Source organism: Mycolicibacterium diernhoferi, assembly GCF_019456655.1.
Classification (GTDB): Bacteria; Actinomycetota; Actinomycetes; order Mycobacteriales; family Mycobacteriaceae; genus Mycobacterium; species Mycobacterium diernhoferi.
In genome coordinates this window covers 1676213-1702644 of the sequence record NZ_CP080332.1, presented here as the reverse complement: position 1 = coordinate 1702644, position 26432 = coordinate 1676213, and the positions used below count along the sequence as shown (strand labels likewise).

At 68.6% G+C, this 26432-nt stretch carries 22 protein-coding genes; 4 read left to right on the top strand and 18 right to left on the bottom strand.

Features of this window, described 5'->3' with window-relative positions:
• Positions 1 to 55: 55 nt before the first annotated feature.
• Together K0O62_RS08120 and K0O62_RS08115 are read right to left on the bottom strand one after the other, a co-directional pair.
• Positions 56 to 1537 carry a DUF7782 domain-containing protein gene (locus K0O62_RS08120; protein WP_073857735.1) on the bottom strand — a complete coding sequence of 494 codons (1482 nt, stop codon included), beginning with the start codon at positions 1535 to 1537 and terminating at the stop codon, positions 56 to 58.
• On the bottom strand, positions 1534 to 2298 hold the full coding sequence (locus tag K0O62_RS08115) for an SOS response-associated peptidase (RefSeq protein ID WP_073857897.1): 765 nt from the start codon (positions 2296 to 2298) through the stop codon (positions 1534 to 1536). The genes K0O62_RS08120 and K0O62_RS08115 overlap by 4 nt, the downstream gene beginning before the upstream one ends.
• 10 nt (positions 2299 to 2308) lie before the next feature.
• Here K0O62_RS08115 and aroA point away from each other — a divergent pair, with 10 nt between their 5' ends.
• Positions 2309 to 3592, top strand: a complete 1284-nt coding sequence (aroA, locus tag K0O62_RS08110) for a 3-phosphoshikimate 1-carboxyvinyltransferase (protein ID WP_073857896.1) — start codon at positions 2309 to 2311, stop codon at positions 3590 to 3592.
• Positions 3589 to 4575: a ribosome small subunit-dependent GTPase A gene (gene rsgA / locus K0O62_RS08105; RefSeq protein ID WP_073857733.1), complete on the top strand. Its 987-nt coding sequence runs from the start codon at positions 3589 to 3591 to the stop codon at positions 4573 to 4575. The genes aroA and rsgA overlap by 4 nt, the downstream gene beginning before the upstream one ends.
• Positions 4576 to 4707: 132 nt before the next feature.
• On the opposite strand, the gene K0O62_RS08100 is transcribed toward rsgA, so the two are convergent.
• The 5 genes from K0O62_RS08100 to K0O62_RS08080 form a co-directional block, all read right to left on the bottom strand.
• Positions 4708 to 5967 carry a fatty acid desaturase family protein gene (locus K0O62_RS08100; RefSeq protein ID WP_073857732.1) on the bottom strand — a complete coding sequence of 420 codons (1260 nt, stop codon included), beginning with the start codon at positions 5965 to 5967 and terminating at the stop codon, positions 4708 to 4710.
• A 69-nt stretch (positions 5968 to 6036) separates the two neighbouring features.
• Positions 6037 to 7191 (bottom strand): ferredoxin reductase, encoded by a 1155-nt coding sequence (locus tag K0O62_RS08095; protein ID WP_073857731.1) that lies wholly within the window; start codon positions 7189 to 7191, stop codon positions 6037 to 6039.
• A 66-nt stretch (positions 7192 to 7257) separates the two neighbouring features.
• Positions 7258 to 7776, bottom strand: coding sequence for a DUF6912 family protein (locus K0O62_RS08090; RefSeq protein WP_073857730.1), 519 nt, complete (start codon positions 7774 to 7776; stop codon positions 7258 to 7260).
• 9 nt (positions 7777 to 7785) lie between these two features.
• Positions 7786 to 9552 carry a BCCT family transporter gene (locus K0O62_RS08085; protein WP_073857729.1) on the bottom strand — a complete coding sequence of 589 codons (1767 nt, stop codon included), beginning with the start codon at positions 9550 to 9552 and terminating at the stop codon, positions 7786 to 7788.
• Positions 9553 to 9606: 54 nt separating this feature from the next.
• Positions 9607 to 11016 (bottom strand): WS/DGAT/MGAT family O-acyltransferase, encoded by a 1410-nt coding sequence (locus K0O62_RS08080; protein WP_073857728.1) that lies wholly within the window; start codon positions 11014 to 11016, stop codon positions 9607 to 9609.
• A 241-nt stretch (positions 11017 to 11257) separates the two neighbouring features.
• Here K0O62_RS08080 and K0O62_RS08075 point away from each other — a divergent pair, with 241 nt between their 5' ends.
• Positions 11258 to 11713 carry an Rv3235 family protein gene (locus K0O62_RS08075; RefSeq protein WP_073857894.1) on the top strand — a complete coding sequence of 152 codons (456 nt, stop codon included), beginning with the start codon at positions 11258 to 11260 and terminating at the stop codon, positions 11711 to 11713.
• 66 nt (positions 11714 to 11779) lie between these two features.
• Here K0O62_RS08075 and secA read toward each other — a convergent pair whose 3' ends face one another.
• The 3 genes from secA to K0O62_RS08060 all read right to left on the bottom strand — a co-directional run bounded on the left by secA (position 11780) and on the right by K0O62_RS08060 (position 16393).
• Entirely contained in the window at positions 11780 to 14587 is a 2808-nt protein-coding gene (gene secA / locus K0O62_RS08070; protein WP_073857727.1) for a preprotein translocase subunit SecA, read from the bottom strand.
• A 195-nt stretch (positions 14588 to 14782) separates the two neighbouring features.
• Positions 14783 to 15454 carry a ribosome hibernation-promoting factor, HPF/YfiA family gene (gene hpf, locus K0O62_RS08065; RefSeq protein WP_073857726.1) on the bottom strand — a complete coding sequence of 224 codons (672 nt, stop codon included), beginning with the start codon at positions 15452 to 15454 and terminating at the stop codon, positions 14783 to 14785.
• 303 nt (positions 15455 to 15757) lie between these two features.
• On the bottom strand, positions 15758 to 16393 hold the full coding sequence (locus tag K0O62_RS08060; RefSeq protein ID WP_073857892.1) for a ComF family protein: 636 nt from the start codon (positions 16391 to 16393) through the stop codon (positions 15758 to 15760).
• A 79-nt stretch (positions 16394 to 16472) separates the two neighbouring features.
• Between K0O62_RS08060 and K0O62_RS08055 the strand changes: the two genes are divergently transcribed.
• Positions 16473 to 17285 carry an SDR family NAD(P)-dependent oxidoreductase gene (locus K0O62_RS08055; protein ID WP_073857725.1) on the top strand — a complete coding sequence of 271 codons (813 nt, stop codon included), beginning with the start codon at positions 16473 to 16475 and terminating at the stop codon, positions 17283 to 17285.
• 1 nt (position 17286) lies between these two features.
• Here the strand turns inward: K0O62_RS08055 and lpqB are convergent, their stop codons facing one another.
• The 8 genes from lpqB to alkX all read right to left on the bottom strand — a co-directional run bounded on the left by lpqB (position 17287) and on the right by alkX (position 26381).
• Positions 17287 to 19056 (bottom strand): MtrAB system accessory lipoprotein LpqB, encoded by a 1770-nt coding sequence (gene lpqB, locus K0O62_RS08050; protein ID WP_073857724.1) that lies wholly within the window; start codon positions 19054 to 19056, stop codon positions 17287 to 17289.
• On the bottom strand, positions 19053 to 20744 hold the full coding sequence (mtrB, locus tag K0O62_RS08045) for an MtrAB system histidine kinase MtrB (protein WP_073857723.1): 1692 nt from the start codon (positions 20742 to 20744) through the stop codon (positions 19053 to 19055). Before mtrB ends, lpqB begins: the two co-directional genes overlap by 4 nt.
• A 28-nt stretch (positions 20745 to 20772) precedes the next feature.
• Positions 20773 to 21459, bottom strand: coding sequence for a two-component system response regulator MtrA (gene mtrA, locus K0O62_RS08040; RefSeq protein WP_073857721.1), 687 nt, complete (start codon positions 21457 to 21459; stop codon positions 20773 to 20775).
• 106 nt (positions 21460 to 21565) lie between these two features.
• Positions 21566 to 22189 (bottom strand): dTMP kinase, encoded by a 624-nt coding sequence (locus K0O62_RS08035; protein ID WP_073857720.1) that lies wholly within the window; start codon positions 22187 to 22189, stop codon positions 21566 to 21568.
• Between the two features lie 55 nt (positions 22190 to 22244).
• Positions 22245 to 23552, bottom strand: coding sequence for a lipase family protein (locus tag K0O62_RS08030; RefSeq protein ID WP_234800183.1), 1308 nt, complete (start codon positions 23550 to 23552; stop codon positions 22245 to 22247).
• A gap of 119 nt (positions 23553 to 23671) precedes the next feature.
• Complete coding sequence (locus K0O62_RS08025) at positions 23672 to 24148, bottom strand: hypothetical protein (protein WP_073857719.1); 477 nt, start codon at positions 24146 to 24148, stop codon at positions 23672 to 23674.
• 5 nt (positions 24149 to 24153) lie between these two features.
• Positions 24154 to 25614, bottom strand: coding sequence for an adenosylhomocysteinase (gene ahcY / locus K0O62_RS08020; protein WP_073857716.1), 1461 nt, complete (start codon positions 25612 to 25614; stop codon positions 24154 to 24156).
• Between the two features lie 134 nt (positions 25615 to 25748).
• Positions 25749 to 26381, bottom strand: a complete 633-nt coding sequence (alkX, locus tag K0O62_RS08015) for a TetR family transcriptional regulator AlkX (RefSeq protein ID WP_073857714.1) — start codon at positions 26379 to 26381, stop codon at positions 25749 to 25751.
• Between the last annotated feature and the right edge of the window lie 51 nt (positions 26382 to 26432).

The window sequence follows — 26432 nt, the reverse complement described above, 5'->3', positions numbered from 1 at the left end:
GCCTCGCGGGCCCGGCTCCGCCATGTCGATTCCATGATCCGCTCGCTGCGCTCGCTCAGCGGGCCTGGTACAGGATTCCGCGCCCGATCGCGGCACGGACCTCCGGCAGCGTCACCTCGGCGAGCGCATCGGCGTCCACGCCGTGGTGCGCGGCCAGCAGCGCGATGAGGGTGCCCAGCGCCACCTCCCCGCGACACCCCGCCAACAGCGCGGTGAGCACCTCGTCGACGCCGAGGACCGCACCCGGCCCACCCGGGCGGCGCACCGCCGCGCCCACCTGCTGCCAGCCGTCGGGCCCGGGCAGCGACTGCTGTTCCAGGAACACCGGCGCCGTGGACAGCCGGGCGGCCAGCAGCGCATCGTCGGTCGTATCGCGCAGATAGGCTCGGCGGGCGAAGAACGCCTCCACCTCGGTGCCGGTGACGAGTTCGTCGGCGCCGGTGATCTCTTCGAGGATCTGCTCGGGCGCTTCGCCCTCGCTCGGGCGGCGCAGGCAGATCAGCCCCATGCCGATGCCGGTGATGCCCTCCGCGGCGAACCAGTCCAGCCATTCGCCGCCCCGGCGGGCCGTCTGCTCGGGTGACTCCCCGGCGTCGGCCAACCACAACGACACATAGCTGACCGGGTCGGCCAGCTCGCGCTGCACCACCCAGGCGTGCAGTCCGGTACCGTCCAACCACTCCTGCACACGCTCTCGCCAGTCATCTTGGCGGACAATCCAGTTGGCCATGATCTGCGCCGTGCCGCCGGGGTTCAGGTGATCCCCGACCTGCTCTATCAGCGTGCGGCACAGGGCGTCCCCGGCCATACCGGAATCCCGGTAGATGTACTCGTCTGTCCCGGCGCCGACCACGAACGGCGGGTTGGACACGATCAGGTCGAACCGCTCCCCCGCCACCGGTTCGAACAGGCTGCCGCGCCGCAGATCCCAGGACATCCCGTTGAGCCGCGCGGTGGCGCCGGCCAGCCTCAGCGCCCGCTCGTTGACGTCGGTGGCGACGATCTCGGCGCAGTGCCCGTCCAGGTGCAGCGCCTGGATGCCGCAGCCGGTGCCCAGGTCGAGCGCGCGGCGCACCGGGGTGCGGATGACGGCGCGGGCCAGCGACATCGCCGCACCGCCGATCCCGAGCACGTGGTCGCGGCGCAGCGGACCGTCCCGCAGCGCGGCGTCCTGGTCGGACACGACCAGATAATCGCGGGCGGTGTCGCTGTACGGGCGGATGTCCAGCACCGCCCGGAACGCGCCCGCCGGCGTCTGCTCCAGGACGCCGCCGGCCACCAGCGCCTCCAACGGCACCGTCACGAACACCTCGGCCAGCCGCTCCCGGGACACCTCGGCCCCGAGCAGGAACAGCCGCACCAGCGCCGCCAACGGACCGTCCGCACGCTGGGCCACCCGGGCGGCCGGCCACCACATCCCGCGCCCCAGCGCGGCGTTCGCGTGCTCGCCGAGCAGTTCGGCCACGCCGTCGACGGTGTAGCCGGCCGCACGCAGATCGGCGCCCAGGGCGTCGCATACCACCGGACCGAGGGTCAAAACAGGCCCGCCTCGGGTGCGACGGCCTCGATGAGTTCGGGGCCGTTGTTGCGGACACTGTTGACCAGCCGCGACACCTCGCGGATCTCGATGCGGTCCAGATCACCGTGCCCGCGCAGCAGGCCCTCGTCGATGGGCGCGTCGGGGTCGAGCCAGCGGTCCCAGTCCGAGGCGCTGATGGTCAGCGGCATCCGGTCGTGGATGCCGGCCAGCTGGGCGGCCGCATCGGTGGTGATGATGGTGCAGCTGAGCAGCGGCCTGCTGTCCGGACCGGCATCCTCCGGTCGCCAGGTGGACCACAGGCCGGCCATGAACAGCGGCTCACCGTCGGCGGCGTACATGAAGTACGGGGTCTTTGCCGGCTTCTTGGCGGTGCCGGTGTCGGCACCGGGTTTCCATTCGTACCAACCGTCCATCGGGACCAGGCAGCGCTTGGTCTTGGCCGACCCGCGGAACGCCGGGGAGGTGGTCAGCGTCTCGGCGCGCGCATTGATCAGCAGCGGGCCCTTCTTGAGGTCGGGACCCCCGTCGGACCCGGTCTTCACCCACGGCGGGATCAGGCCCCACCGCATGGACCGGATCCGGCGGGTCGACTCGTCCTCCGGTTCATCATGTCGTTTCACCACGGTGCTGATGGTGGTGGTCGGGGCCACGTTGTAGTTCGGGCTGCCCCCGCCGGGGGTCTCGACCGTCTCATCGAGGGCCTTGATCTTCTCCGCCAACAACGCCGGGTCGGTGGTCACCGCAAATCGCCCACACATACCAGGCAGGATAGAGGCTGTGAGTAACTGGCCGGCACCGTCGACATCCGCCCCCATCCACGCCACGGTGGCCGTACCGGGTTCCAAGTCGCTGACCAACCGGGCCCTGGTGCTGGCCGCGCTGGCCTCCCGCAACGGCACCTCGACCATCAGCGGCGCGCTGCGCAGCCGCGACACCGACCTGATGATCGCCGCGGTGCAGACCCTGGGGCTGGCGGTCGACGGTGCGGGCACCGAACTTTCCGTCAGCGGCGCCATCGCCCCGGCGCCCGGCAGCCGTATCGACTGCGGACTGGCCGGCACCGTGCTGCGCTTCCTGCCGGCGGTGGCCGCGCTGAGCACCGAGACCGTCACGTTCGACGGGGACGAGCAGGCCCGCGCCCGGCCGATCGCGCCACTGCTCGACGCACTGCGCGGGCTCGGCGTGGCGATCGACGGTGACGGCCTGCCCTTCGAGGTCCGCGGGCAGGGCTCGGTGGCCGGCGGTGAGGTCCGCATCGATGCGTCGGCGTCCTCGCAGTTCGTGTCCGGACTGTTGCTGGCCGGCGCCACCTTCGACGACGGTCTGACCGTGCTGCACACCGGCGACTCGGTGCCCTCGGCGCCGCATGTCTCGATGACGGTGTCGATGCTGCGCACCGCCGGCGTCACCGTCGACGCTCATGTGCCCAACCGCTGGCAGGTCTTTCCCGGCACCGTCGCGGCCCGGCACTGGGCCATCGAACCGGACCTGTCGAATGCGGTGCCGTTCCTGGCCGCCGCGGCCGTCACCGCCGGAACGGTGCGGATCGAGCGGTGGCCGGTGGACAGCATCCAACCCGCCGGCGACATCCTGGACCTACTGAGAAGATTGAATGTCGATGTCCGGCAGACGGATTCATATCTGGAGGCCCGGGGCTCGGTGAGCTACGGCGGCATCGACATCGACCTGCACGATATCGGCGAACTGGCGCCGTCGGTGGCCGCGCTGGCCACACTGGCCGCCCCCGGATCGGTATCGACCCTGCGCGGCATCGCCCATCTGCGCGGCCACGAAACCGACCGGCTGGCGGCGCTGAGCGCCGAGATCAACGGCCTCGGCGGGCAGTGCGCCGAGACCGCGGACGGCCTGCAGATCACCGCGACGCCGCTGCACGGCGGGGTCTGGAAGTCCTACGCCGACCACCGGATGGCCACCGCGGGCGCGATCATCGGACTGCGCGTGCCGGGCGTGCAGGTCGAGGACATCGCCACCACCGCCAAGACACTGCCGGACTTCCCGGGCATGTGGGCCGACATGCTGGGCCGACGTTGAAATCTCGCGAGTACGACGAATCCGATGTCCGGGTGCGCCCGGGCAAGGGTTCGCGGCCCCGCACCAAGAACCGCCCCGACCACGCCGATGCCGCCGAGGCGATGGTCGTCACCGTCGACCGCGGCCGGTGGGGCTGCGCGCTCGGCGGCGACCCCGACCGCAACGTCACCGCGATGCGCGCCCGCGAGTTGGGCCGCACACCGATCGTGGTCGGTGACGAGGTCAGCATCGTCGGCGACCTGTCCGGGCGCCCGGACACCCTGGCCCGGATCGTGCGCCGCGGTGAGCGTCGTACCGTGTTGCGCCGCACCGCCGATGACACCGACCCGAGCGAGCGCGTGGTGGTGGCCAACGCCGATCAGTTGCTGATCGTGGTCGCACTCGCGGATCCCCCGCCGCGCACCGGGTTCGTGGAGCGCGCGTTGATCGCCGCGTACACCGGCGGCCTTCGACCGATCCTGTGTCTGACGAAATCCGATCTGGCGCCGGCGGAGCCGTTCGCCGCGCAGTTCGCCGACCTGGACCTGCAGGTGCTGACGGCCGGCCGCGACGATCCGCTCGACGTGGTGGCTCCGCTGCTGACCGGCGATGTGACCGTCCTGCTGGGGCATTCGGGAGTGGGTAAGTCCACGCTGGTCAATCGCCTGGTGCCCGATGCGGATCGGGCCACCGGGTCGGTGACCGGCGTCGGCAAGGGCCGGCACACCTCCACCCAGTCGGTGGCGCTACCGCTGCGCGAATCCGGCTGGGTGATCGACACTCCGGGCATCCGGTCCTTCGGGCTGGCGCATGTGAAACCCGACGATGTCGTACAGGCATTCTCGGATCTGGCCGAGGCGGTCGACGGATGCCCAAGGGGCTGCGGCCATATGGGCCCACCCGCCGATCCGGAATGTGCGCTGGACACCCTGACCGGGGCCGCGGCGGCCCGGGTGGCGGCGGCCCGGCGGCTGCTGAGCACGCTCGGCGAAGCGGGCTACTGAACTGCCCGAGCGTGAATCCGCTGCGGCGCTCGACCGAAATCACCGCAGCCGATTCACTCTCGGCGACAGATTCGGGCCGGTGACACGAAATGCGCCCCACAGCACGTGCTGTGGGGCGCATCCGGTGATGCTCTAAGCGGCGACAGCAGCCTTGGACTTGGACTGACGCCAGCCACGCACGGTGGCGATCGCCGTCTTCAGGCCCCGGCGCTTACCGGTGACGGGATCGGTGACACCGAAACCCTCCAGCTCGTCGAACATCCGCTCACTGCGCGTTTCAGGCGCATTGTCGCGGGTGTCCTTGAGGAACCGGTCCGGCAGCGACAACTTGGCGATGGTGCGCCAACTCTTGCCGTACTGCACGAGGAACGGCCCCGTGGTGTAGGGCAGGTCGTACTTGTCGCACAGCGCGCGCACCTTGATCGAGATCTCGCGGTACCGGTTGCTCGGCAGATCCGGGAACAGGTGGTGCTCGATCTGGTAGGACAGGTTGCCGCTCATGAAGTCCAGCACCCGGCCGCCACTGATGTTGGCGCTGCCCAGCATCTGGCGCAGGTACCACTGGCCGCGGCTTTCGCCGACCATGTCGGTCTTGGTGAACTTCTCTGCACCATCGGGGAAATGGCCGCAGAAGATGATCGCGTTGGTCCAGATGTTGCGGATGATGTTGGCCAAGATATTGGCCTTCATCGTCGACTTGTACGTGGCTCCCGGCGACAGCGAGGTCAGCGCGGGCCACAGCACGTAGTCCTTGACGACCTGGTGGCCGGCCTTGACGCCGAACTCCTTGACGCGCAGCATGGTCGCCTTGCGGTCATCGCGGCCCTTGAAGATCTTGCCGAGTTCCAGGTGCTGCAGACCGATACCCCACTCGAACAGCACCGCGAGCATGGTGTTGTAGAACAGGTTCCCCAGGTTCATCGGCTTCCACCGCGCGTCGCGGGTGACCCGGATGACGCCGTAGCCCACATCGTCGTCCATGCCCAGGATGTTGGTGTACTTGTGGTGCATGAAGTTGTGCGTGAAACGCCAGTGCTTGGAAGCCCCGGTGGTGTCCCACTCCCAGGTCGAGGAGTGAATCTCGGGATCGTTCATCCAATCCCATTGGCCGTGCATGACGTTGTGGCTGATCTCCATGTTCTCGATGATCTTGGCCACGCCCAGAGTCGACGCTCCCGCCCACCAGAAGGCCCGCTTGGAGCTTCCGGCGAGCAACAGGCGGCCGGTGATCTCCAGCGCACGCTGACCCGCGATCGTCCGGCGGATGTAGCGCGAATCGCGCTCCCCCCGGGAATCCTCGATGTCTCGTCGGATCGCGTCCAGTTCGGCACCCAGCGTCTCGATGTCCGCCTCGGTGAGATGTGTGAACGCTTGTACGTCGGTGACAGCCATGTCTCGGCCCTCCTTTCGTTGGCTACGATAGCGTAACCTACGGCACCGTAGGTTACTTGTCAGTAAAAGTTAGGCGTCCAGCACGCAATCGCCGGAGGCCGCGGACACACAGGTCTGTACCCGCGTTCCGGGCTCGTGTTCCTCCCCGGTCCGCAGATCCCGCACGTGGCCCTCGACCAGACCCACCACACACGACTGACAGATGCCCATCCGACACCCGAACGGCATCTGGATACCGGCGTTCTCGCCGGCTTCCATCAGCGAGGTGGCGGCGTCGGCGTCGACGGTCTTGCCGCTGCGCTCGAAGGTCACCGCGCCACCGGTCCCGTGCGGTGCGGCACGCGTGACCGCGAACCGCTCCAGGTGCAGATGCGAGCGCACCCCAGCCTCGGCCCACGCCCGTTCGGCGTCGTTGAGCATGGCCTCCGGACCACAGGCCCAGGCCTGCCGCTCGCGCCAGTCCGGCACCACCTCGGCGAGGCGGTCCAGATCCAGGCGACCCTGGGTGCGGGTGGTACGCAGCACCATCCGGTAGCCCGGATGCGCCTCGTGCAGGGCGGCCAACTCCGCACCGAACATCACGTCGGACTCGGTCGGCGCCGAGTGCACATGCACGATGTCGGTGATCTGGTCGTGTCGCTGCAAGGTACGCAGCATGGACATGACCGGGGTGATCCCGGAGCCGGCCGTCAGGAACAGTACCGACGCGGGAGCCGGATCCGGCATCACGAAGTTGCCCTGCGGCGCGGCCAACCGGACGATCGTGCCCGGCTCCACCCCGCCGACGAGGTGCGTGGACAGGAAGCCTTCCGGCATCGCCTTCACCGTGATGGTGATGGTGCGCGCGCCACTTCTGTTCCGCGCGCCGCGCACCGGGGCCGAGGTCAGCGAATACGAGCGCCAACGCCAGCGACCATCGACCAACAGGCCGATGCCGATGTACTGACCCGGCTCATAGTCGAAGCTGAATCCCCACCCGGGCTTGATGACCAGCGTGGCCGAATCCTCGGTCTCGCGCCGCACCTCCAGCACCTTGCCGCGCAGCTCACGGGCCGACCACAACGGGTTGACCAACTTGAGGTAGTCGTCCGGCAGCAGCGGGGTGGTGATCCTGCCCGCAACCGTACGCAGAGCATGCCAGCCGGGGTGGCGGTCCGCGCCCGCGATGGTGGGACGCACTGTCTCGGCCACTTTTGCCGAGAACTTGATTTCACTCTTCGCCACGCAACCTACGGTACCGTAGCTTACGGGGGCGTAGTCAACTTCTGAGAACGATCGATGCGACCTGCGTCACAGCAGCTCGAGCAGGAACGGCAACTCCTGCGACGCATACCAGGCCAGGTCATGGTCCTGGGCATCCCCCACAGCAAGCTCAGCGTCCTCATCCCCGAGGTCCGCCTCATCGATCCGTTCGACGGCGACCAGCACCGCCGACTCGGCCGCCGCATTGTCCACGTACGCCGCGACGACGTCCTCGAGCGCCACCGGCGCGGCCAACCGGACCACCGCATCGTCGAGGTCCGGGCGCAGCGTGACGGCCTCCTCGTCACCCTCGGTTCCCCCGACGTCGGCGACCAGTACCGCCCGGCGCGGCGGCAGATCGGTCTCGCCCTCCCCGGCCAGCAGCCGCAGCGAGGCCAGCGCCGCCTCCCGCAGGGCGACCTCGGCCAGCTCGTCGTCATCGCCCTCGGCGTAGGACTCCCGCAGCGCCGGGGTCACCGCGAAAGCCGTACCGCTGCGGGCATGGATCAACCGGTCGGCAACCAGTTGCTGCAGCATGGCCAGGGTCACCGGTATGTAGACACGCACCAGCCGAGATTAGCCCGGGGAGCCCGCTGTCGGCGCCGCTGTGCCGTCGGTGTCGGTCCCGGGGTCGCCCTCGGTGTCGGTCCCGGCGTCCGGAATTTTCTCCACCGAGATGACGAAGTCCTCGCCGTGCTGTGTGACGCCGGCGATCACCGCCGATTCCACCGCCGCGATGGCGTACCGGCGGCGCACCATCATCGGGTCCTGACGGAGGTCTTTGACCAGGGCCACGGCCAGGCCGAGCATCACCAGCACGAACGGCAGCGCCGCCACGATGGTGATGGACTGCAGACCGGTCAGCGCATCCGATCCGCCGACGAGCAGCATCACCGCGGCGACCGCCCCGGTGGCGACGCCCCAGAAGACGACGGTCTTGCGGTGCGGTTCGATGGTGCCGCGCTCGGACAGCGAACCCATCACGATCGACGCCGCATCGGCCCCGGAGACGAAGAACACCGCGACCAGCACCATGACCACGATCGCGGACACCGTGGCGAACGGGTATTCACCGAGCAAGCCGAACAGCTGAGCCTCGGTGCTGCCCTCCCCCGCCAGGTTCGCACCGTCCTGCTGGGCCTTGATGGCGGCGCCGCCGAAGACACAGAACCACACCAGCGACACCAGGCTGGGCACCATCAACACCCCGGTGACGAACTGTCTTATGGTGCGCCCCCGCGAGATTCGCGCGATGAACATGCCCACGAACGGCGTCCAGGAGATCCACCACGCCCAGTAGAAGATGGTCCACGAGCCGAGCCAGGCCTCGGCCTCAGCACCCTCGGCACCGGTGCGCGCCGCCATCATCGCCAGGTCCTGGAAGTAACTGCCGATCGAGTTCGGGATCAGGTTGAGGATGAAAATCGTTGGCCCGGCAATGAATACGAACGCCGCCAGCACCAGGGCGAGCACCATGTTGATGTTGGACAGCCACTGGATACCGCGCGCCACCCCCGACACCGCAGACAGCACGAAGGCGCAGGTGAGTACCGCGATGATCCCGATCAGGACCGCGTTGCCGGCCTCGCCGATACCCCCGACGATCTGCAAGCCACTGCGAATCTGCAAGGCGCCCAGACCCAGTGACGCCGCCGAGCCGAACAGCGTGGCGAAGATGGCGAGCATGTCGATGACCTTGCCCCAGCCGCCGTGCGCGCGGTCCCCGAGCAGCGGTTCGAAGGCCGCGCTGATCAACTGGAACCGGCCCTTGCGGTACACGCCGTAAGCAATGGCCAGCCCGACCACCGCGTAGATGGCCCACGGATGCAGCGTCCAGTGGAACAGCGTGGTCGCCATCGCCGTCTGCACCGCGTCCGGGTTTCCCGCGGCGCCGGCCCCCGGCGGGGGCGCCACCAGATGAGCCAGCGGTTCGGCCACCCCGAAGAACATCAGGCCGATGCCCATCCCGGCGCTGAACATCATGGCCATCCAGGACACCGTGCGGAATTCGGGCTCCTCATCGTCGCGGCCCAGCGGGATGTTGCCGAACCGGCCGAGCGCGATCCACAGCACGAACAGCACGAAACCCGAGGCCGCCAGCGTGAACAGCCACCCGGTGTTGGTCATCACCCAGCCCAGTGCGTCGCCCGACGCGGACGCCAACGCGGCGGTGTCGATGAACCCCCAGATCAGGAATCCGACCGCGATGGCGGCAGTGACGCCGAAGACCACCAGGTCCAGCCGGCGCCCTTTGACCAGTGCATCTTCATCGATCGGAACGTCGAGCACGGGGTGCGGAATGACATCCGGACCGGGTTGTTCGCTTCGCGAATGATTTGACATGGTCAACCCATGAGATCGTGATCGGCGGGTCGAGTCAACAACCCCCGCCCGGGCTCAGCGCGCCGATTCCAGCAACTCGTCCAGGGCTTCGCCCAGCAGGGACGGCAACACCTCGACGTCACTCATGGCGTCGCGGTCGGCGTTGATGCCGAAGTACATACTGCCGTTATACGAGGTCACCGCGATCGCCAGAACCTGATTGGCAAGCAGCGGCGGCACCGCGTAGGACTCCAGCAACTTGGTGCCCGCGATGTACATCTGCTTCTGCGCGCCCGGCACATTGGTGATCAACAGATTGAACTGGCGCGCCGAGAAACTGGTGGCCACCCGGGTACCCATGGCGTGCAGGGTCGGCGGTGCGAACCCCGACAGCGTCACGATGGTGCGGGCGTCGACCAAACTCGCGGCGGTGGAATGCGATTCGGTGGCGTGCGCGATCTGGGACAGCCGCACCACGGCGTTGCCCTCCCCGATCGGCAGGTCCACCAGGAACGGCGAGACCTGGCTGATCGCCTGGCCGGGTCCCGCGGAATCGATCTCCGCGTCGGGGTACACCGAATTCGGCGCCATCGCCCGCACCGTCGAGGTCGCGGTCACCGGTTCCCCACGGGACAGCAACCAGTTGCGCAGCGCACCGGCCACCACCGCGAGCACCACATCGTTGACATCGCATTCGTAGCGCGCCCGCAGCGACCGGTAGTCGTCGAGGCGGTGGGCGGCCACCGTGAAACGCCGGCTGCGCGACACCGTGGCGTTCAGCGGGCTGCTCGGGGCGGCACCGCGCGCCAGCGTGCGCGCCACACTGGCGACCCGGCGCCCGGCGTCGACCAGCACCCCGGCGTTGGTCGTCGCCTCCTGCACCGCCGAACGCACCGCCGCCAGCTGGACGGTGGGCCGGGTGATCCATTCCCCGACGGCCGCAAAGAACAGCTCCGACTCGCCGGGTTCGCGCGCCGGAATCCAGATGTCCTCACCGAACTCGGGTGGCTTCTGCGTGCGGTCGGCGATGACGTGCCCGATCTCGAGGGCGGACATACCGTTGACGAGGGCCTGATGGGATTTGGTGTAGATGGCGATCCGGTTGCCGGTCAGCCCCTCCACGATGTACATCTCCCACAGCGGCCGGGACTTGTCCATCGGCCGGGACCCGATCCGGGCGATCAGATCGTGCAGTTGGGTGTCGCTGCCCGGGGAGGGCAGCGCCGAGCGCCGGACGTGGTAGGTGATGTCGAAGTCGGCGTCATCGATCCACACCGGGCGGGCCAGGCCGAAACTGACGTCGCGGACCTTCTGCCGGTACCGCGGGATCTGCGGCAACCGCTGTTCCACGGTGGCCAGCACCGTGTCATAGCTCAGCCCGCCGCGCGGCTTGCGCACGATCGACAGCGACCCCACGTACATCGGGGTCGAACTGTTCTCCAGTCGATAGAACGCCGAGTCGGATGCCGACAACCTGGTCACCATCGAGACAGCGTCCCCCTCACTCCCGGCTGCGACTACCCGACACCGTAGCCGGGAGTACCCGGTACGCGCACGATGTGTGCATCCGGGCCCGGCGAACCCGTGCGATCATCAAGGGGACTGTGCCTCTCCAGCAGCCGTCCCGTCCGTTTCGCTGTCCGCTGGAGTGCCTGTGTCCCGAGTATCAGACCCGTCCCACCGCCCCGTCGGCGGCGCCGCCGCCGGACCGGTCCGCACATCCCCGATCATCGACTACGAGCCGCCGGCACACGGTGCGGCACAGGGGCCTTCGGCGCATCCGGCGACGCTGCGCCCGCGCAGATCCCGCCCGCCGCGACCGGCCGCCGTCGCCGGTGAGGCACCCGTACCGCAGGCCGCGGCGGCGTTCGCCGACGCTGCCCTGCGCCGGGTGCTGGAGGTGGTGGATCGTCGCCGGCCGGCCGCCCAGCTACGCGGATTGCTGGCGCCGTCGTTGATCGACATCACGCAAACTCTGGCGCGGTCCCCGCAGCACGGCGGCGCCGCCGTGCTGCGCCGGATCCGGCTGCGCAGCATCGGATGCAGCGCGGCGGCCGACCAACCGGTGACCGTCGCCGAGGTGTTCGCCACCTACACCCGCGGGTCGCGGGTGCGGGCGCTGGCCGCCCGGATCGAACTGGTCGATGGGCGCTGGCAGATGGTGGCGCTGCAGATCGGCTGAGCAGAGCCCGATCTGTCGGACTCCTCCCCGACGCGGCTCGTTCCTCGCCGCTGGGTCGTCGTCCGACTAGCGCGTCTTGTTGCGGCGCGCCGCCTCTCGGCGTTCCTTGCGGGTCCCGCCGCCCGCCGGGGCCGACGCCCCACCGGAGCGTTTGACCTCCGCGGAACCGTCCTCGGCCGGGCCGGAGTACGTCAGCTTGGGCGCCCCGCCCTCGTCGATCCCCTTGGCCTGGATGCCCGGGCGTTCCTTGGTGGCCACCTGGCCCTGGGGCTGTTCGGCGTTCTGGGCGGACGCCTTCGCCGCCGCGGCGGCGGCGAACTCGGCCAATCCGGACGCCATCGGCGCCACCGTAGGCGCGGCCGGCGCCGGCGCGGCCTCGACCGCGACGTTGAACAGGAAGCCGACCGACTCCTCCTTGAGACCCTCGAGCATGGCGACGAACATGTCGTAGCCCTCCCGCTGGTACTCCACGAGCGGGTCACGCTGCGCCATCGCGCGCAGGCCGATGCCCTCCTTGAGGTAATCCATCTCGTAGAGGTGCTCACGCCACTTGCGGTCGATCACGTTGAGCAGGACATTGCGTTCGAGCTGACGCATCGCGCCCTCGCCACCGATGGCGTCGATCTGTGCCTCACGTTCGGCGTAGGCGCGCTCGGCGTCCTTGATCAACGCGTCGAGCAGTTCTTCGCGGGTCAGCTCACCGGGCTCGCCGATGGCATCGGAGTCGATCAGGTCGTGGTGATCGATGCCCACCGGGTACAGCGCCCGCAGCGCCTCCCACAACTTCTCCAGATCCCAGTCCTCGGAGTAACCCTCCGCCGTCGCCCCGTCGACGTAGGCGGTGATGACGTCGACCATCATGTCGTGCGCCTGCTGCTGGAGGTTCTCGCCCTCCAGGATCATCCGGCGCTCCTTGTAGACGACCGTGCGCTGCCGGTTCATCACCTCGTCGTACTTGAGGACGTTCTTGCGGACCTCGAAGTTCTGCTGCTCGACCTGGGTCTGCGCGCTCTTGATGGCGCGGGTCACCATCTTGGCCTCGATGGGCACGTCCTCGGGCAGGTTCAGCCGGGTCAGCAGCGTCTCCAGCGTCGCACCGTTGAAGCGCCGCATCAGCTCGTCACCGAGGGACAGATAGAAGCGGGACTCGCCCGGGTCGCCCTGGCGGCCCGAACGGCCGCGCAGCTGGTTGTCGATACGCCGGGACTCGTGCCGCTCGGTGCCCAGCACGTACAGACCGCCCGCGGCGATCACCTGCTCGGCCTCCGCCTTGGCCTCGGCCTTCATCGCGCTGACCGTGGACTCCCACGCCGCCTCGTACTCATCCGGCGTGGTGACCGGGTCCAGGCCCTGCTCCTTGAGCCGCTTGTCGGCCAGGAACTCGACGTTGCCGCCGAGCACGATGTCGGTACCGCGGCCGGCCATGTTGGTCGCCACCGTGATCGCCCCGCGCCGCCCGGCCTCGGCGATGATGTTCGCCTCCTGCTCGTGGAACTTCGCGTTGAGCACGTTGTGCGGGATCCGGCGCTTGGCGAACTGGCGCGACAGGTATTCCGAGCGCTCCACCGAGGTGGTGCCGATCAGGACCGGCTGGCCCTTCTCGTAGCGCTCCACGACGTCGTCGACGACCGCGATGTACTTGGCCTCTTCGGTCTTGTAGATCAGGTCGGACTGGTCGGCCCGGATCATCGGCCGGTTGGTGGGGATCGGCACCACACCCAGCTTGTAGATCTCGTGCAGCTCGGACGCCTCGGTCTGGGCGGTACCGGTCATGCCGGCGAGCTTGTCGTAGAGGCGGAAGTAGTTCTGCAGGGTGATGGTGGCCAGCGTCTGGTTCTCGGCCTTGATCTCGACGTGCTCCTTGGCCTCGATGGCCTGGTGCATGCCCTCGTTGTAGCGCCGGCCCACCAGCACGCGGCCGGTGAACTCGTCGACGATGACGACCTCGCCGTTGCGGACGATGTAGTCCTTGTCCCGCAGGAACAGCTCCTTGGCCTTCAGGCAGTTGTTCAGGTAGCTGACCAGCGGGGAGTTGGCGGCTTCGTAGAGGTTCTCGATACCGAGCTGATCCTCGACGAACTCGACACCCAACTCGTGCACACCGATGGTGCGCTTGCGCAGGTCCACCTCGTAGTGGACGTCCTTCTCCATCAGCGGCGCGAGCCGGGCGAACTCGCTGTACCAGTGCGAGGCCCCGTCGGCCGGGCCGGAGATGATCAGCGGGGTACGGGCCTCGTCGATGAGGATCGAGTCGACCTCGTCGACGATGGCGTAGTTGTGGCCGCGCTGCACCATCTCCTGCACCGAATGGGCCATGTTGTCGCGCAGATAGTCGAAACCGAACTCGTTGTTCGTGCCGTAGGTGATGTCGGCGGCGTAGGCGGCGCGGCGCTGGTCGGGGGTCAGCCCGGACAGGATGACGCCCACCTCCATGCCGAGGAAGCGGTGGATACGACCCATCTGCTCGCTGTCGCGTTTGGCCAGGTAGTCGTTCACGGTGACCAGGTGCACACCCTTGCCGGACAGGGCGTTGAGGTAGGCGGGCAGCACACCGGTCAGGGTCTTGCCCTCACCGGTCTTCATCTCGGCGACGTTGCCGAAGTGCAGCGCCGCGCCGCCCATCAGCTGGACTCCGAACGGCTTCTGGCCGAGCACCCGCCAGGCCGCCTCGCGGGCCACCGCGAAGGCCTCGGGCAGCAGGTCGTCGAGATCTTCCCCGCCGTCGATACGTTTGCGGAACTCGTCGGTCTTGGCGCGCAGCTCCGCGTCTGACAGCTTCTCGACGTCGTCGGACAAGGTGTCCACATAGTCGGCGACCTTCTTGAGGCGCTTGACCATGCGGCCTTCACCGAGACGGAGCAACTTATCGAGCACGCTGTTTCCCCTGTGGGTTGATGAATAGAGTCGGCCGGTTCGCGCAACGCTGGCCGGCCTGCCAACAATCCATCGTAGGCGACTCTTCGAGGTACCCGTCTGAAAGTGTGCTCCCGAGCGCGCCCGGGTGTCGCCGCACCGGCATGCAACGAGCCCCCGGCGGGACGCCGGGGGCTCGCGCAGTGAAGGGCTGACTCAGGCCAGCCGGATCAGTCCGTAGTCGTAGGCGTGCCGGCGGTACACCACCGACGGCCGGTCGGTCTCCTTGTCCTGGAACAGGAAGAAATCGTGGCCGACGAGTTCCATCTCATAGAGCGCGTCATCGACGGTCATGGGAGCGGCCTCGTGGTCCTTGACGCGCACGATGCGGCCGGGTTCGGGACGGGGCTCGACCGCGAAGGCATCGTGCGGCACCGGCTCGGCGACCGCTGCCAGTTCCGCGGTGGCTTGGTGGACCGAGACAGGCGTCTTGTCCCCGTAGTGGATCTTGCGGCGATCCTTGCCGCGACGCAACCGTGCTTCGAGTTTGCTCACCGCGGACTCCAGCGCCGCGTAGAAGCTGTCCGCGCAGCCCTCGCCACGCACCACCGGGCCACGCCCGCGTGCGGTGATCTCGACGTGCTGACAGTTCTTGCGCTGGCGCCGGTTCTTCTCATGGTCGAGTTCGACATCGAACAGGTAGATGGTCTTGTCGAAGCGCTCCAGGCGCGCCAGCTTCTCGGCGACATAGACCCGGAAGTGATCGGGCACCTCGACATTGCGGCCCTTGACGACCACGTCGGCGTTGAGCACCGGCGCTTCGGCCGACGGGTCCCGATCATCCATAACCATGGTGGAGCTGGTGGTTTCCACGGAATTCGTTGACATGCTTGACAACTCGTTTCTCTCGGAAGTCGCACGCGCATCACGTGCCCGGTTGGTGAGTAATACGCCGACGGCTCGTTGCATGTCGCTGCGCCCGGCGGCGTCAGGTGTCGAGTAATCACCTCCTACCGCACTCAGGCAGTCCCGATTCCGCACGGGCGCCCGTCTACCAGGTGCCGCCGTGAGGGTCACGGGGTCGTTGGTCCCGACGGTAGTCGTTGTTCACCTGACTGTGCCACCAATTTCGCAGACGTGTTTTTAGTTCTTCATCAGAGCGCAACAGAGCGCCCCGAAATCCCGTCGATTTCAGGCGTCAGCCAGCGCCAACACCGCGTGCACCGGCACTCCGGCGGTTTGCAGCGCGCGCACCGATTCACACGCGGTCGCCCCCGTGGTGACGACGTCGTCGACGATCAGCGCCGCGCCGGAAACCGGCCGGATCACCCGGACCCGATCGGCCAGATTCCGCTGACGGTCGGCGCTGGACAGGCCGACCGAATCCCGCGCGAAGCCCGTCAGCCGCAGCGCCTGGACCACCGTGACACCGGCCAGCCCCGGCGCCCGGACCGCCTCGACGGCCACCCGGGTCACCGGGTCCCCACCGCGCCGACGCGCGGCCAGCCACCGGGTCGGGGCCGGCACCACCGTCAGCGGCGTGCCCAGCAGTCCCCATCCCAGCAGCCGGGACAGTCCGAGGTGCAGCGCGCCGGCCAGCGGACCGATCAGATCGGCGCGGCCGCGTTCCTTGACCGCCACGATCGCCTGGCGGCGGGCTGCGGCGTAGCGGCCCAGCGAGAACACCGGCACCCCGGGATCCAGCCGCGGGGTGACCAGCCGCGGTTCGGCGGCGCGGGCCACCAACTCCCCCGCGCAGGTGGCACACCACCGCGTCGACGGTGCGCCGCAGCCGCCGCACTCCAACGGCAGGATCAGGTCCAGCACCATGTCTGCAGTGTGGCGCCGGGGTGTGACAACCTCCGGCGACTACCGTCCCTCTTACCGTTGCAACGACAGGAGAGACGTGGGAACGTTCACCGGCCGGCAGGCCATCGTCACCGGCGCCGGGTCCGGGATCGGCGCGGCGCTGTGCCGCGCGTTGGCCGGGGCCGGGGCCGACGTGCTGTGCACCGACGTCGAGGAAACCGCGGCGCGGGCCACCGCCGAACCGCTCGGCGCCCGGTGGCGCCGGCTCGACGTCACCGACGCGGCCGCCGTCGCCGACTGCGTCACCGAGGTGGTGGACCGGACCGGGCGGCTCGATCTGATGTTCAACAACGCCGGTATCACCTGGGGCGGGGACACCGAACTGCTGACCCTGGACCAGTGGAACGCGATCATCGACGTCAACATCCGCGGCGTGGTGCACGGGGTCGCCGCCGCCTACCCGGTGATGGTGAAACAGGGTCGCGGGCACATCGTGAACACCGCCTCCATGGCCGGGCTGGCCGCCGCCGGCCAGATCACCAGCTACGTGATGACCAAACATGCCGTCGTCGGGTTGTCGCTGGCGTTGCGCAGCGAGGCCGCCGGACGCGGGGTCGGGGTGCTGGCGATCTGCCCGACCGCGGTCGAGACACCCATCCTGGACAAGGGTGCGGTCGGCGGGTTCGTCGGCCGCGATTTCTACCGAATGGGCCGGCGCAGTGCGACATTCGCTTCCGCCGACGACCTGGCCGCCGATACGCTGCGCGCCATCGAGCGCAACAAGGCGCTGCTGGTGTGGCCGCGGCAGGCCCGGATGGCCTGGCGGTTCGCCCGCTACGCGCCGGGACTGTTGCAGCGCATGTCCATCCGGTTCGTCGCCCAACAGCGCGCGGCGCAGGGCCCGCGCTGACTCAGCCGGGCAGCACCGGTTGGGCACCGGCGACCATCAGCGGCTGGACCTCCGACCAGCTGAGGTCGTTGTCGGCCGCCGACCCGGACAGTTGCAGCACGCCGCGGCGATCGGCGACGTACACCGTCGACGGGTTCGCGGCAACGACGGTCACCGGTCCCTGGAGGTTGCCGCTGGGTCCGTCGGAGTTCACCCCGTCGAGGTTCACGTAGGACACCGGATGGGATCCGTCGGTGCGGCTGACGACGATGTCGTCCCCGGTGCGCCAGGACAGTGACACCGCCGTGGCGCCCAGCCCGAAACCGAGCCGGCGCGGGTAGGTCAGCGCGTACTGCCCGCCCGGTGTCTGCTCCACCCCGGCCAGGATCACCTTGCCCTCGATCACCATCGCCGCGCGGGTGCCGTCCCGGGAGAGCTGCAGTTCGGTGATGGCGCCGGGGAACTTGGCGGCCAGCGCGGTGGAATCCACCGGGATGCGGGCCGGTTGCCCGGACGCGGTCTCCTGCAGTACCCGGACCACGTTGACCCCGTCGACGACGATCCAGATCGCATCGTCGAGTGACCAACTGGGCCGGGTCAGGGTGCGGCCGTCCAGCGCCTGACCCGCGTCGCCACCGATCGGCCCGATCCACAGCGAGGACGCCATGTCCGGCGCCCCGGCGCGCAGCACCATCACCGAGGCCACCTCGCGCCCGGTCCGCGACAACGCCGCCGACACCTGATCGGGCATCTGCCCGAACGGCCCGGCCACCCGGGGCGCACGCTGACCGTCCAGGGACACCAGCGAACCACCCACCAGCGCATGCAATCCGGCTCCCGCGCCGTCGGCCGCACCCGGGTCGCTGGCCGCGACGTCCGCGGTGTTCCAGCCCTCGGCGAACCGCTCGTCGAGCGGGGCACCGTCGACGTTGATCACATAGGGGCCGTTGATGCCCGCCCGCGACAGCGTCCAGATGATCTGTGCGGCAAGCAGTTGGCGGGTGTGCGGATCGGTGCTGGACAGGTTCTCCAGCTCGATGCGGGTGCCGCCGTACCCGCGCCCGACCCCGGTCTTGCCGCCGTCCGCACGGGTCACCGGCCCGCGCAGCCGTAGCGGTGCCGCCAACAGGTTGCGCACGGTGCGCGCCATCTCCGGCCGTGGCCCGGCGATCAGCTTGGTCACCAGCTCGGTGGCCAGTTGGTCGGCACCGGAAACCGCGACATAACGCGGATCGGGCACCACGGTGCGGCCGGTGGGATCGGTGAAGTACAGGGTGTTGCGCTTGTAGGTCTGCTGAAACTGCTGCCAGTCCAGGAAGACCCCGTTGGGCAGCCGGTCGATACGCCAGCCGCCCGACGTCTTCACCAGCTCGATCGGGCCCGGATCGGGCAGCGCACCTTCGGCCGTCTCGAACACCCCGAGTTCGGAGAGCGAGCCCAGGATGTCGGCCTGCATGCTCACCGTCACCAGTTCGGGCCGGCGGGTCTCGGTGAAGACCACCCGGTCGATCAACAGGGCGCTGCCGGCGTCATCCCAACCGCGCGAGGCTGATTCGGTGAGGAACTGGCGCGCGGCCAGGTGCCGGTTGGCGGGATCGGCAGTGGCCTTGAGGAATTCGCGCAGCAGCACATCGGGTTCCATGCCCGGCGTCGGGGTGGGCAGGCTGGGCGGCGCCGCCCGCTCGACGGTCCCGATGGCCTGCGGCGCCGAGGATGTCGGCACCCCGGCGCAACCGGCGACCACCACCGCGGCGGCCATGGCCGCTCCCAGCGTCTTGCGGACGTGGCTCATACGCCCTCCGACTCCCGATCACGGCGCAGCGGCCCGGAATCCCGGACCCGCGACTGCGGTCCGGTGGCGGCCCCCGATACCCCGGCCGGCTTGAGCGGCAACGGACTCGTCGTCACCTTGTGCCCGCGCACCAACGGCAGGGTCAGCCGGAAACAGGCGCCCTTGCCGGGTTCACCCCAGGCCTCCAGCCGGCCCTGGTGCAGCCGGGCGTCCTCGATGCTGATGGCCAGACCCAGCCCGGTTCCGCCGGAACGGCGCACCCGCGACGGGTCCGAACGCCAGAACCGGCTGAACACCAGCTTCTCCTCCCCCGGCCGCAGCCCGACCCCGTGATCGCGGACGGTGACCGCCACCGTGTCCTCGTCGGCGGCCATCCGGATCTCCACCGGTTTGTGTTCGGCGTGATCGATGGCGTTGGCGATCAGATTGCGCAGAACTCGTTCCACCCGGCGCGGATCGACTTCGGCGATCACCCCGTCCGACGGCATGTCCACCTCGAGCGCCACCCCGGCGTCGGCGGCCAGGTGGCCGACGTTGTCCAGGGCGCTCTGCACGGTGGAGCGCAGATCGACCGCCTCCACCGCCAGTTCGGCGACGCCGGCGTCGTGCCGCGAGATCTCCAACAGATCGGCCAGCAGCGTCTCGAACCGGTCGAGTTCGTTGACCATCAACTCGGTGGACCGGCGCAGCGCCGGGTCCAGGTCCTCGCTGTGGTCGTGGATCAGGTCGGCGGCCATCCGCACGGTGGTCAGCGGGGTGCGCAGCTCATGGCTGACGTCGGAGGTGAACCGGCGCTGCAGGTTGCCGAACTCCTCCAGGTTGGTGATCTGGCGGGACAGGCTCTCGGCCATGTCGTTGAACGACACCGCCAACCGGGCCATGTCGTCCTCACCGCGCACCGGCATCCGCTCGGTCAGATGTCCCTCGGCGAACCGTTCGGCGATCCGGGACGCGGAGCGCACCGGCAGCACGATCTGGCGGGCCACCAGCAGCGCGATCGCGGCGAGCAGACCGAGCAGCACCACGCCGCCGGTCGCCATCGTGCCGCGCACCAGCGAGATGGTGGACTCCTCGTTGCTCAGCGGAAAGATCAGGTAGAGCTCAAGATTGGGGACCGAGGGCGTCGACGACCCGGTGGGGCTGCCCATGATCAGCGCGGGCCCGGAGAACCCGTCGGTGTGCACGGTCGCGTACTGGTAGCTGACCTGACCGGCCTTGACGAAGTCGCGCAGGACATCGGGGACCTGCTGGATCGGGCCGGCCGATGTCGCCGCGCGGGGGCCGTCACCGGGCACCACGAGGACGGCGTCGAAGGCACCGGCCAATCCCGAGCCGACGTCGGCCTTGCGGTCGATGAGCGTGTTACGGGCCAGCTGCAGGCTGGCGTCCAGCGACCGGGCCTCCTCGCCACCGACGATGCCGCTGACCGTGCCGCGGGCCTGCTCGATCGCCTCGGTGGCCGCCCGGACCTTGACCTCCAGGATGCGGTCGGTGATCTGGCTGGTGAGCACGAAGCCGAGCACCAGGATGACGGCCAGCGACAAACCGAGCGTCAGGGACACCACGCGCAACTGCAACGAGCGGCGCCAGGCATAGCTGATGGCGCGGCCGACCGCCCCCAACCCGCGCAACATCGGCGACGGGCCGCGGAAACGGCCACGGACCCGGCGTCGTGAACCCCAGATCACGAACGCCGCCCCACCGTGGACGAACCGATCACGGAGGTCCGGCCTTGTATCCCACTCCTCGAACGGTCAGGACCACCTGCGGGTTCTCCGGGTCGGTCTCGACCTTGGCCCGCAAGCGCTGGACATGCACGTTCACCAACCGGGTATCGGCCGGATGGCGGTAGCCCCAGACCTGCTCGAGCAGCACATCACGAGTGAACACCTGACGCGGTTTACGCGCCAGCGCCACCAGCAGGTCGAACTCCAGCGGGGTCAGCGAGATCTGCTCACCGGCACGGGTGACCTTGTGTGCGGGCACATCGATGTCGATGTCATGGATGGCCAGCATCTCGGCGGGCTCGTCGTCGTTGCGCCGCAGCCGGGCCCGGACCCGGGCCACCAGTTCCTTGGGCTTGAACGGCTTCATCACGTAGTCGTCGGCGCCGGATTCCAGGCCCAGGACCACGTCGACGGTGTCGGTCTTGGCGGTCAGCATCACGATCGGCACGCCGGAGTCGGCGCGCAGCACACGGCACACGTCGATGCCGTTCATGCCCGGCAGCATCAGGTCGAGCAGCACCAGATCGGGCCGCAGTTCACGGACGGCGGTGAGCGCCTGGCTGCCGTCTCCGATGACGGCGGTGTCGAAACCCTCCCCACGCAGCACGATGGTGAGCATCTCGGCCAGCGAGGGGTCGTCGTCGACGACCAGGATCCGTTGCCTCATGGTGACCATGGTGTCACCACAAGGCGATAAAACCCGGGTGCCACACGCGGGTTTCTCGGTTTGGGCTCAATGACGAGGGCCACAGGGCCCGAGCGGGCCGGCGCGCAGCGCGCGCTCAGAGCCGTCCGGCCAGGGCCGCCGGGTCACTGTCCGGGGGCACCACCACCCAGTCTCCCGCCCAGTTCGCGGCGGCCAGGTCGGCATAGGCCGCCGCGGTGCGCTCCTGCAGCCCGCGATCACGTTCGTAGGCGTCGCGCGCCCGGTCGGCGTCCTGCTCGGCGCGCTGCCGAGCTCGGCGGTCGGCCAGCTCAGGCGAAACATCCAGCAGCAGTTGACGATCCGGCTTGGGCAGATCGAACCTGCCGAACTCCAGGGCATACACCCACCCCACGACCTCACCGTCGATGCCCTGGTTCAGCCGGGCCGCGCTGTAGGCGGCGTTCGACGCGACATAGCGGTCCAGGATCACCACGTCGTGCGTGCGCTGCAGCTCCTCGATCTCGGCCTTGGCCCCGGCCCGGTCCAGCGCGAACAGGGTGGCCATGGCGTACACCGAATCGGTCAGGTCGCCGTGCGCACCGTGCAGCGCCTCGGCCGCGATGTCGGCGTGCACGGACGCGCCGTAGCGCGGGAAAGCCAGGGTGGTGACCGTCTTGCCGCCGGCCTCGAACGCCGTGCGCAACCCCTCGGTCAGGGTTCTCTTGCCGGCACCGTCGAGGCCTTCGATCACGATGAGCACCCAGCGAGCCTAGCCGCCGGTCGGCCCACTGCCCGACGATCCGGTGTCGGAGTCCTCAGACCTGTCCGCAGTTCGGTGCGGTGGGCACTCCGTTGAAGCGATCGGCCAGCCACTGCATGGCCGGTTCGCCGTCGACGAGCATCGGCAGGGCGTGGTTGACCACTGCCTTGTTCAGAAAGGGTGGCTGCTCGTTGGTGCGCATCTCGATGTCGCTGCCCTTGGCACACCAGTCCCGGGCCAGTTGCACCACCGGCGCGTAGGGCACCAACGGGTCGTAGCGGTTGCTGTTGAGCAGCACCGGCGCATTGGGTTTCAGCGTGCCGAGCTTCTGCAGCTCGAAGATGCCGCGAAACTGCGGGTCGTGCAACAGCTCTGAGATCGGTTGATTGAAATAGGGCTGCAGGTGCCGGAACATGAACTTGGTCAACGACTCCCCGACGCACTGGTCGCGGGTCTTGTCGACGAAGTCCTGGCCCCGCGGGGTCAGTACCGAACGGATCTTGGGTTCCGCCTCCGGGTAGGTCTGGAAGACGCTGTTGAGCGCGTAGCCGATGACCCCGACGAGCGCGCTGCCGTCGGCATAGGGGATCAGATCGATCAGATCGGCCGGCGGCGCACCGGCGAAGGTGCCGACCACGTTCACATCGGGTGCGTACGACGACGCCAGCTCGGCGGCCGACGCGGCCGCTCCCCCGCCCTGCGAGTAACCCCAGAAGGCAGTGGGCCCGGCGGGTGTCAGCGAGGTGTCCGGCAGCAGCCGCGCGGCACGGGCCGCGTCGAGCATGGCATGCCCCTGGGAGAGCCGGTTGACGTAGGTGTGCGTCACCCCGATGGTGCCCAGGCCTTCGTAGTCGGTCATCACGATGGCGAACCCGCGCGCCACCAGGGTGGCGACGAACAGCTCTTCGTAGTTGAACATGAAGTCCAGGTACGGCGACCAGTGGATGCCCTGGTTGAACTGCCGCGACGGTGCGCACTGGTCGCCCTGGCCCTGGGTGCCGGGGCCGTACACGATCAGCGGCCGCGGGCCCTGCCCGGGCCAGGCGTTCCACGGCTCAAAGTAGGTGCCGGTCACCACATTCGGGTTACCGCGACCATCGGTGCTGCGGTACATGATCCGGGTGCCGTTGGCCATGATGTGGCCCAACTGCCCGGACGGCTCCAGCACCAGCCGCGAGGGTTCGGTGCGGATGAGGTCCCCGGGCGGTACGTCCGGCAACGGATTCGGTGGCGTGTAGAACTCGGTGTACTCGTCCTCGTTGTAGTACGGATACCAGTCGTCGGCATGCGCGAAACCGCTTGTGAGACAACTGATGACGAAACCAAAAGACACGATGGCAAGCAGAGCCCCGGCCCGAATCACCACCGGACAGTAACAAACAGGTCGCCGTTTGGACACGGATTCATCACATGACATACGGGGGCCGAGATGTCACGTGCCCACCCGCACTGCCCGGCGGGATTTGCTCGACGGCGGGGCGGTCAGCCGATGCTGGTCGCCTGCAACACCAACGTCGCCTGTCCGCGATCCAAGAACGCGTATGTGCTCGTCGAATCGGAGGAGAAACCGGCGTCGAGAAGTTCGCCGGTGAGGAACGGCCCGGCCGGGATCTCGGCCGAAAGTGCGTCCTGCACCTGGGGCCGGCGGCCGGTGTCGGTGGGCTCGAACTGGGCCGCCATGGCGTCGGCGACCGCCGGGTTCAACCGGACGACGGCGTCGGTCCAGCGCACCGCCATACCGCCATCGGCGGGCTCACCCCACTGCAGCCAGGCCACCGACTCCGGCGCCCCGACGCCGGGGAACACCTCGACCAGACCGGCGATGTCGTGGCGCACCTCCGCCGGCGCTGCCGCGTCGGTGGGCCCGGAGCCCTGCGAGGCGTCCGGAGAAGTGCCCGAACAGCCGATCGCCACGGCGGCACACAGTGCCGCCGTGGCGATTCCACGCAGATTCCGCACGCTGATCAGTAGCGGTAATGCTCCGGCTTGTACGGGCCCTCGACGTCGACGCCGATGTACTCGGCCTGCTCCTTGGTGAGCCGGGTCAGGGTTCCGCCGAGCGCTTCGACGTGGATCTTGGCGACCTTCTCGTCGAGGTGCTTGGCGAGGCGGTAGACCTCGTTGTCGTACTCGTCGTTCTTGGTCCACAGCTCGATCTGGGCGATGACCTGGTTGGAGAAGCTGTTGCTCATCACGAACGAGGGGTGCCCGGTCGCGTTGCCGAGGTTGAGCAGGCGGCCCTCGGACAGCAGGATGATCGACTTGCCGGTGTCACCGAACGTCCACTCGTCGACCTGGGGCTTGATGTTGATCCGGGTGGCACCGGACCGCTCCAGGGCGGCGATGTCGATCTCGTTGTCGAAGTGGCCGATGTTGCCCAGGATGGAGTGATCCTTCATCGCCTTCATGTGCTCGAGGGTGATGATGTCCTTGTTACCGGTCGAGGTGATCACGATGTCGGCGTTACCGATCGCCTGCTCGACGGTCACCACGTCGTAGCCGTCCATCAGCGCCTGCAGCGCGTTGATCGGGTCGATCTCGGTGACCTGCACGCGCGCGCCCTGGCCGGCCAGCGACTCCGCGCAGCCCTTGCCGACGTCGCCGTAGCCGCAGATCAGCACCTTCTTGCCACCGATGAGGGCGTCGGTGCCGCGGTTGATGCCGTCGATCAGCGAGTGCCGGGTGCCGTACTTGTTGTCGAACTTGCTCTTGGTGACCGAGTCGTTGACGTTGATGGCCGGGAAGGCCAGTTCACCGGCGGCGGCGAACTGGTACAGCCGCAGCACACCGGTGGTGGTCTCCTCGGTGACCCCCTTGACCGACTCGGCGATCTTGGTCCACTTGTCCTTGCTCTTTTCGAAGCCGGCGCGGACCAGGGCCAGGAAGACCTTCCATTCGGCGGAGTCGTCGTCCTCGGCGGGCGGCACCACGCCGGCCTTCTCGTACTGCGCACCGCGCAGCACCAGCATGGTGGCGTCGCCGCCGTCGTCGAGGATCATGTTGGCGGGTTCGCCCGGCCAGGTGAGCATCTGCTCGGCGGCCCACCAGTACTCCTCCAGCGACTCACCCTTCCAGGCGAAGACCGGGGTGCCCTTGGGCTCTTCCGGGGTTCCGTTGGGCCCGACGACGACCGCGGCGGCGGCGTGGTCCTGGGTGGAGAAGATGTTGCAGGAGGCCCAGCGGACCTCCGCGCCGAGCGCGGTCAGCGTCTCGATCAGCACGGCGGTCTGGACGGTCATGTGCAGCGAGCCGGAGATGCGCGCACCCTTGAGCGGCTGGACGTCGTGGTACTCGCGGCGGAGTTCCATCAGACCGGGCATCTCGTGCTCGGCGAGGCGGATCTCCTTGCGGCCGAACTCGGCCAGGGAAAGGTCGGCGACCTTGTAGTCGATGCCGTTGCGTACGTCGGCGGTCAACTCAGTCATATGGATAGGGCCCCTTAAGTCATCGTTCTCGAACAGGCCTTCAACAGGCTTTGCCTAGGAGCGCACGAGTGTGCGCACGCGACACCGGTGGCCTGCGGGCTCGCGGGACAGGCGCTTGTGCAGCGCTCTGCCAGCTACCGGGTGTCTATGACACCGTACCGTTCGGCGAACGGCGTCATAAGCCTAGCCAAATCCATGGCCACATCGTGGTCGGCTTCCGGGGGCATCGAGACGTAGCTCATCGCCAGCCGGACGATGGCGCGGGCCAGTACCCCGGAGTCCTCGTCGGAGGCCTTCATCCAGCTGTCCTGGAACGTCGCGGTCAGCCGCTGCGAGCAGCGCGTGATGATCGGGCCGCTGCCGGTGGTGATGATCTGCAGCAGATCCGGTTTGGCCTCGCCGCCGAGCAGCGAGATCACCAACGGATCCGAGGCCGACTCGAGGAAGAACGCCCGGAACCCCTCCAGGAAGGCGTCGTAGACCTGCCCGACGTTGTTGTTGACCGCCCGGTCGACGGCGTCGACCAGGCGGTCGGCCAGCCGCAGCGCATAGCCCTCGGCCAGTCCCTGCCGCGATCCGAACTCGTTGTAGATGGTCTGCCGGCTGATCCCGGCCGCTCGGGCCACATCGGTGAGGGTGATCGAGGACCAGTCCCGCACCAGCAGCATCTCGCGCATGCCGTCCAGGATCGAGTCGCGCAGCAGCACCCGAGACGCCTCGGCGTACGGCACGCGTGGTGCCGTACGCCGAGGTCCGGGTCCGCTCATAGCCGCGACCCTATAACTTCGCCGCGCCGTGGGGGCGGATGCTCGCGGGGC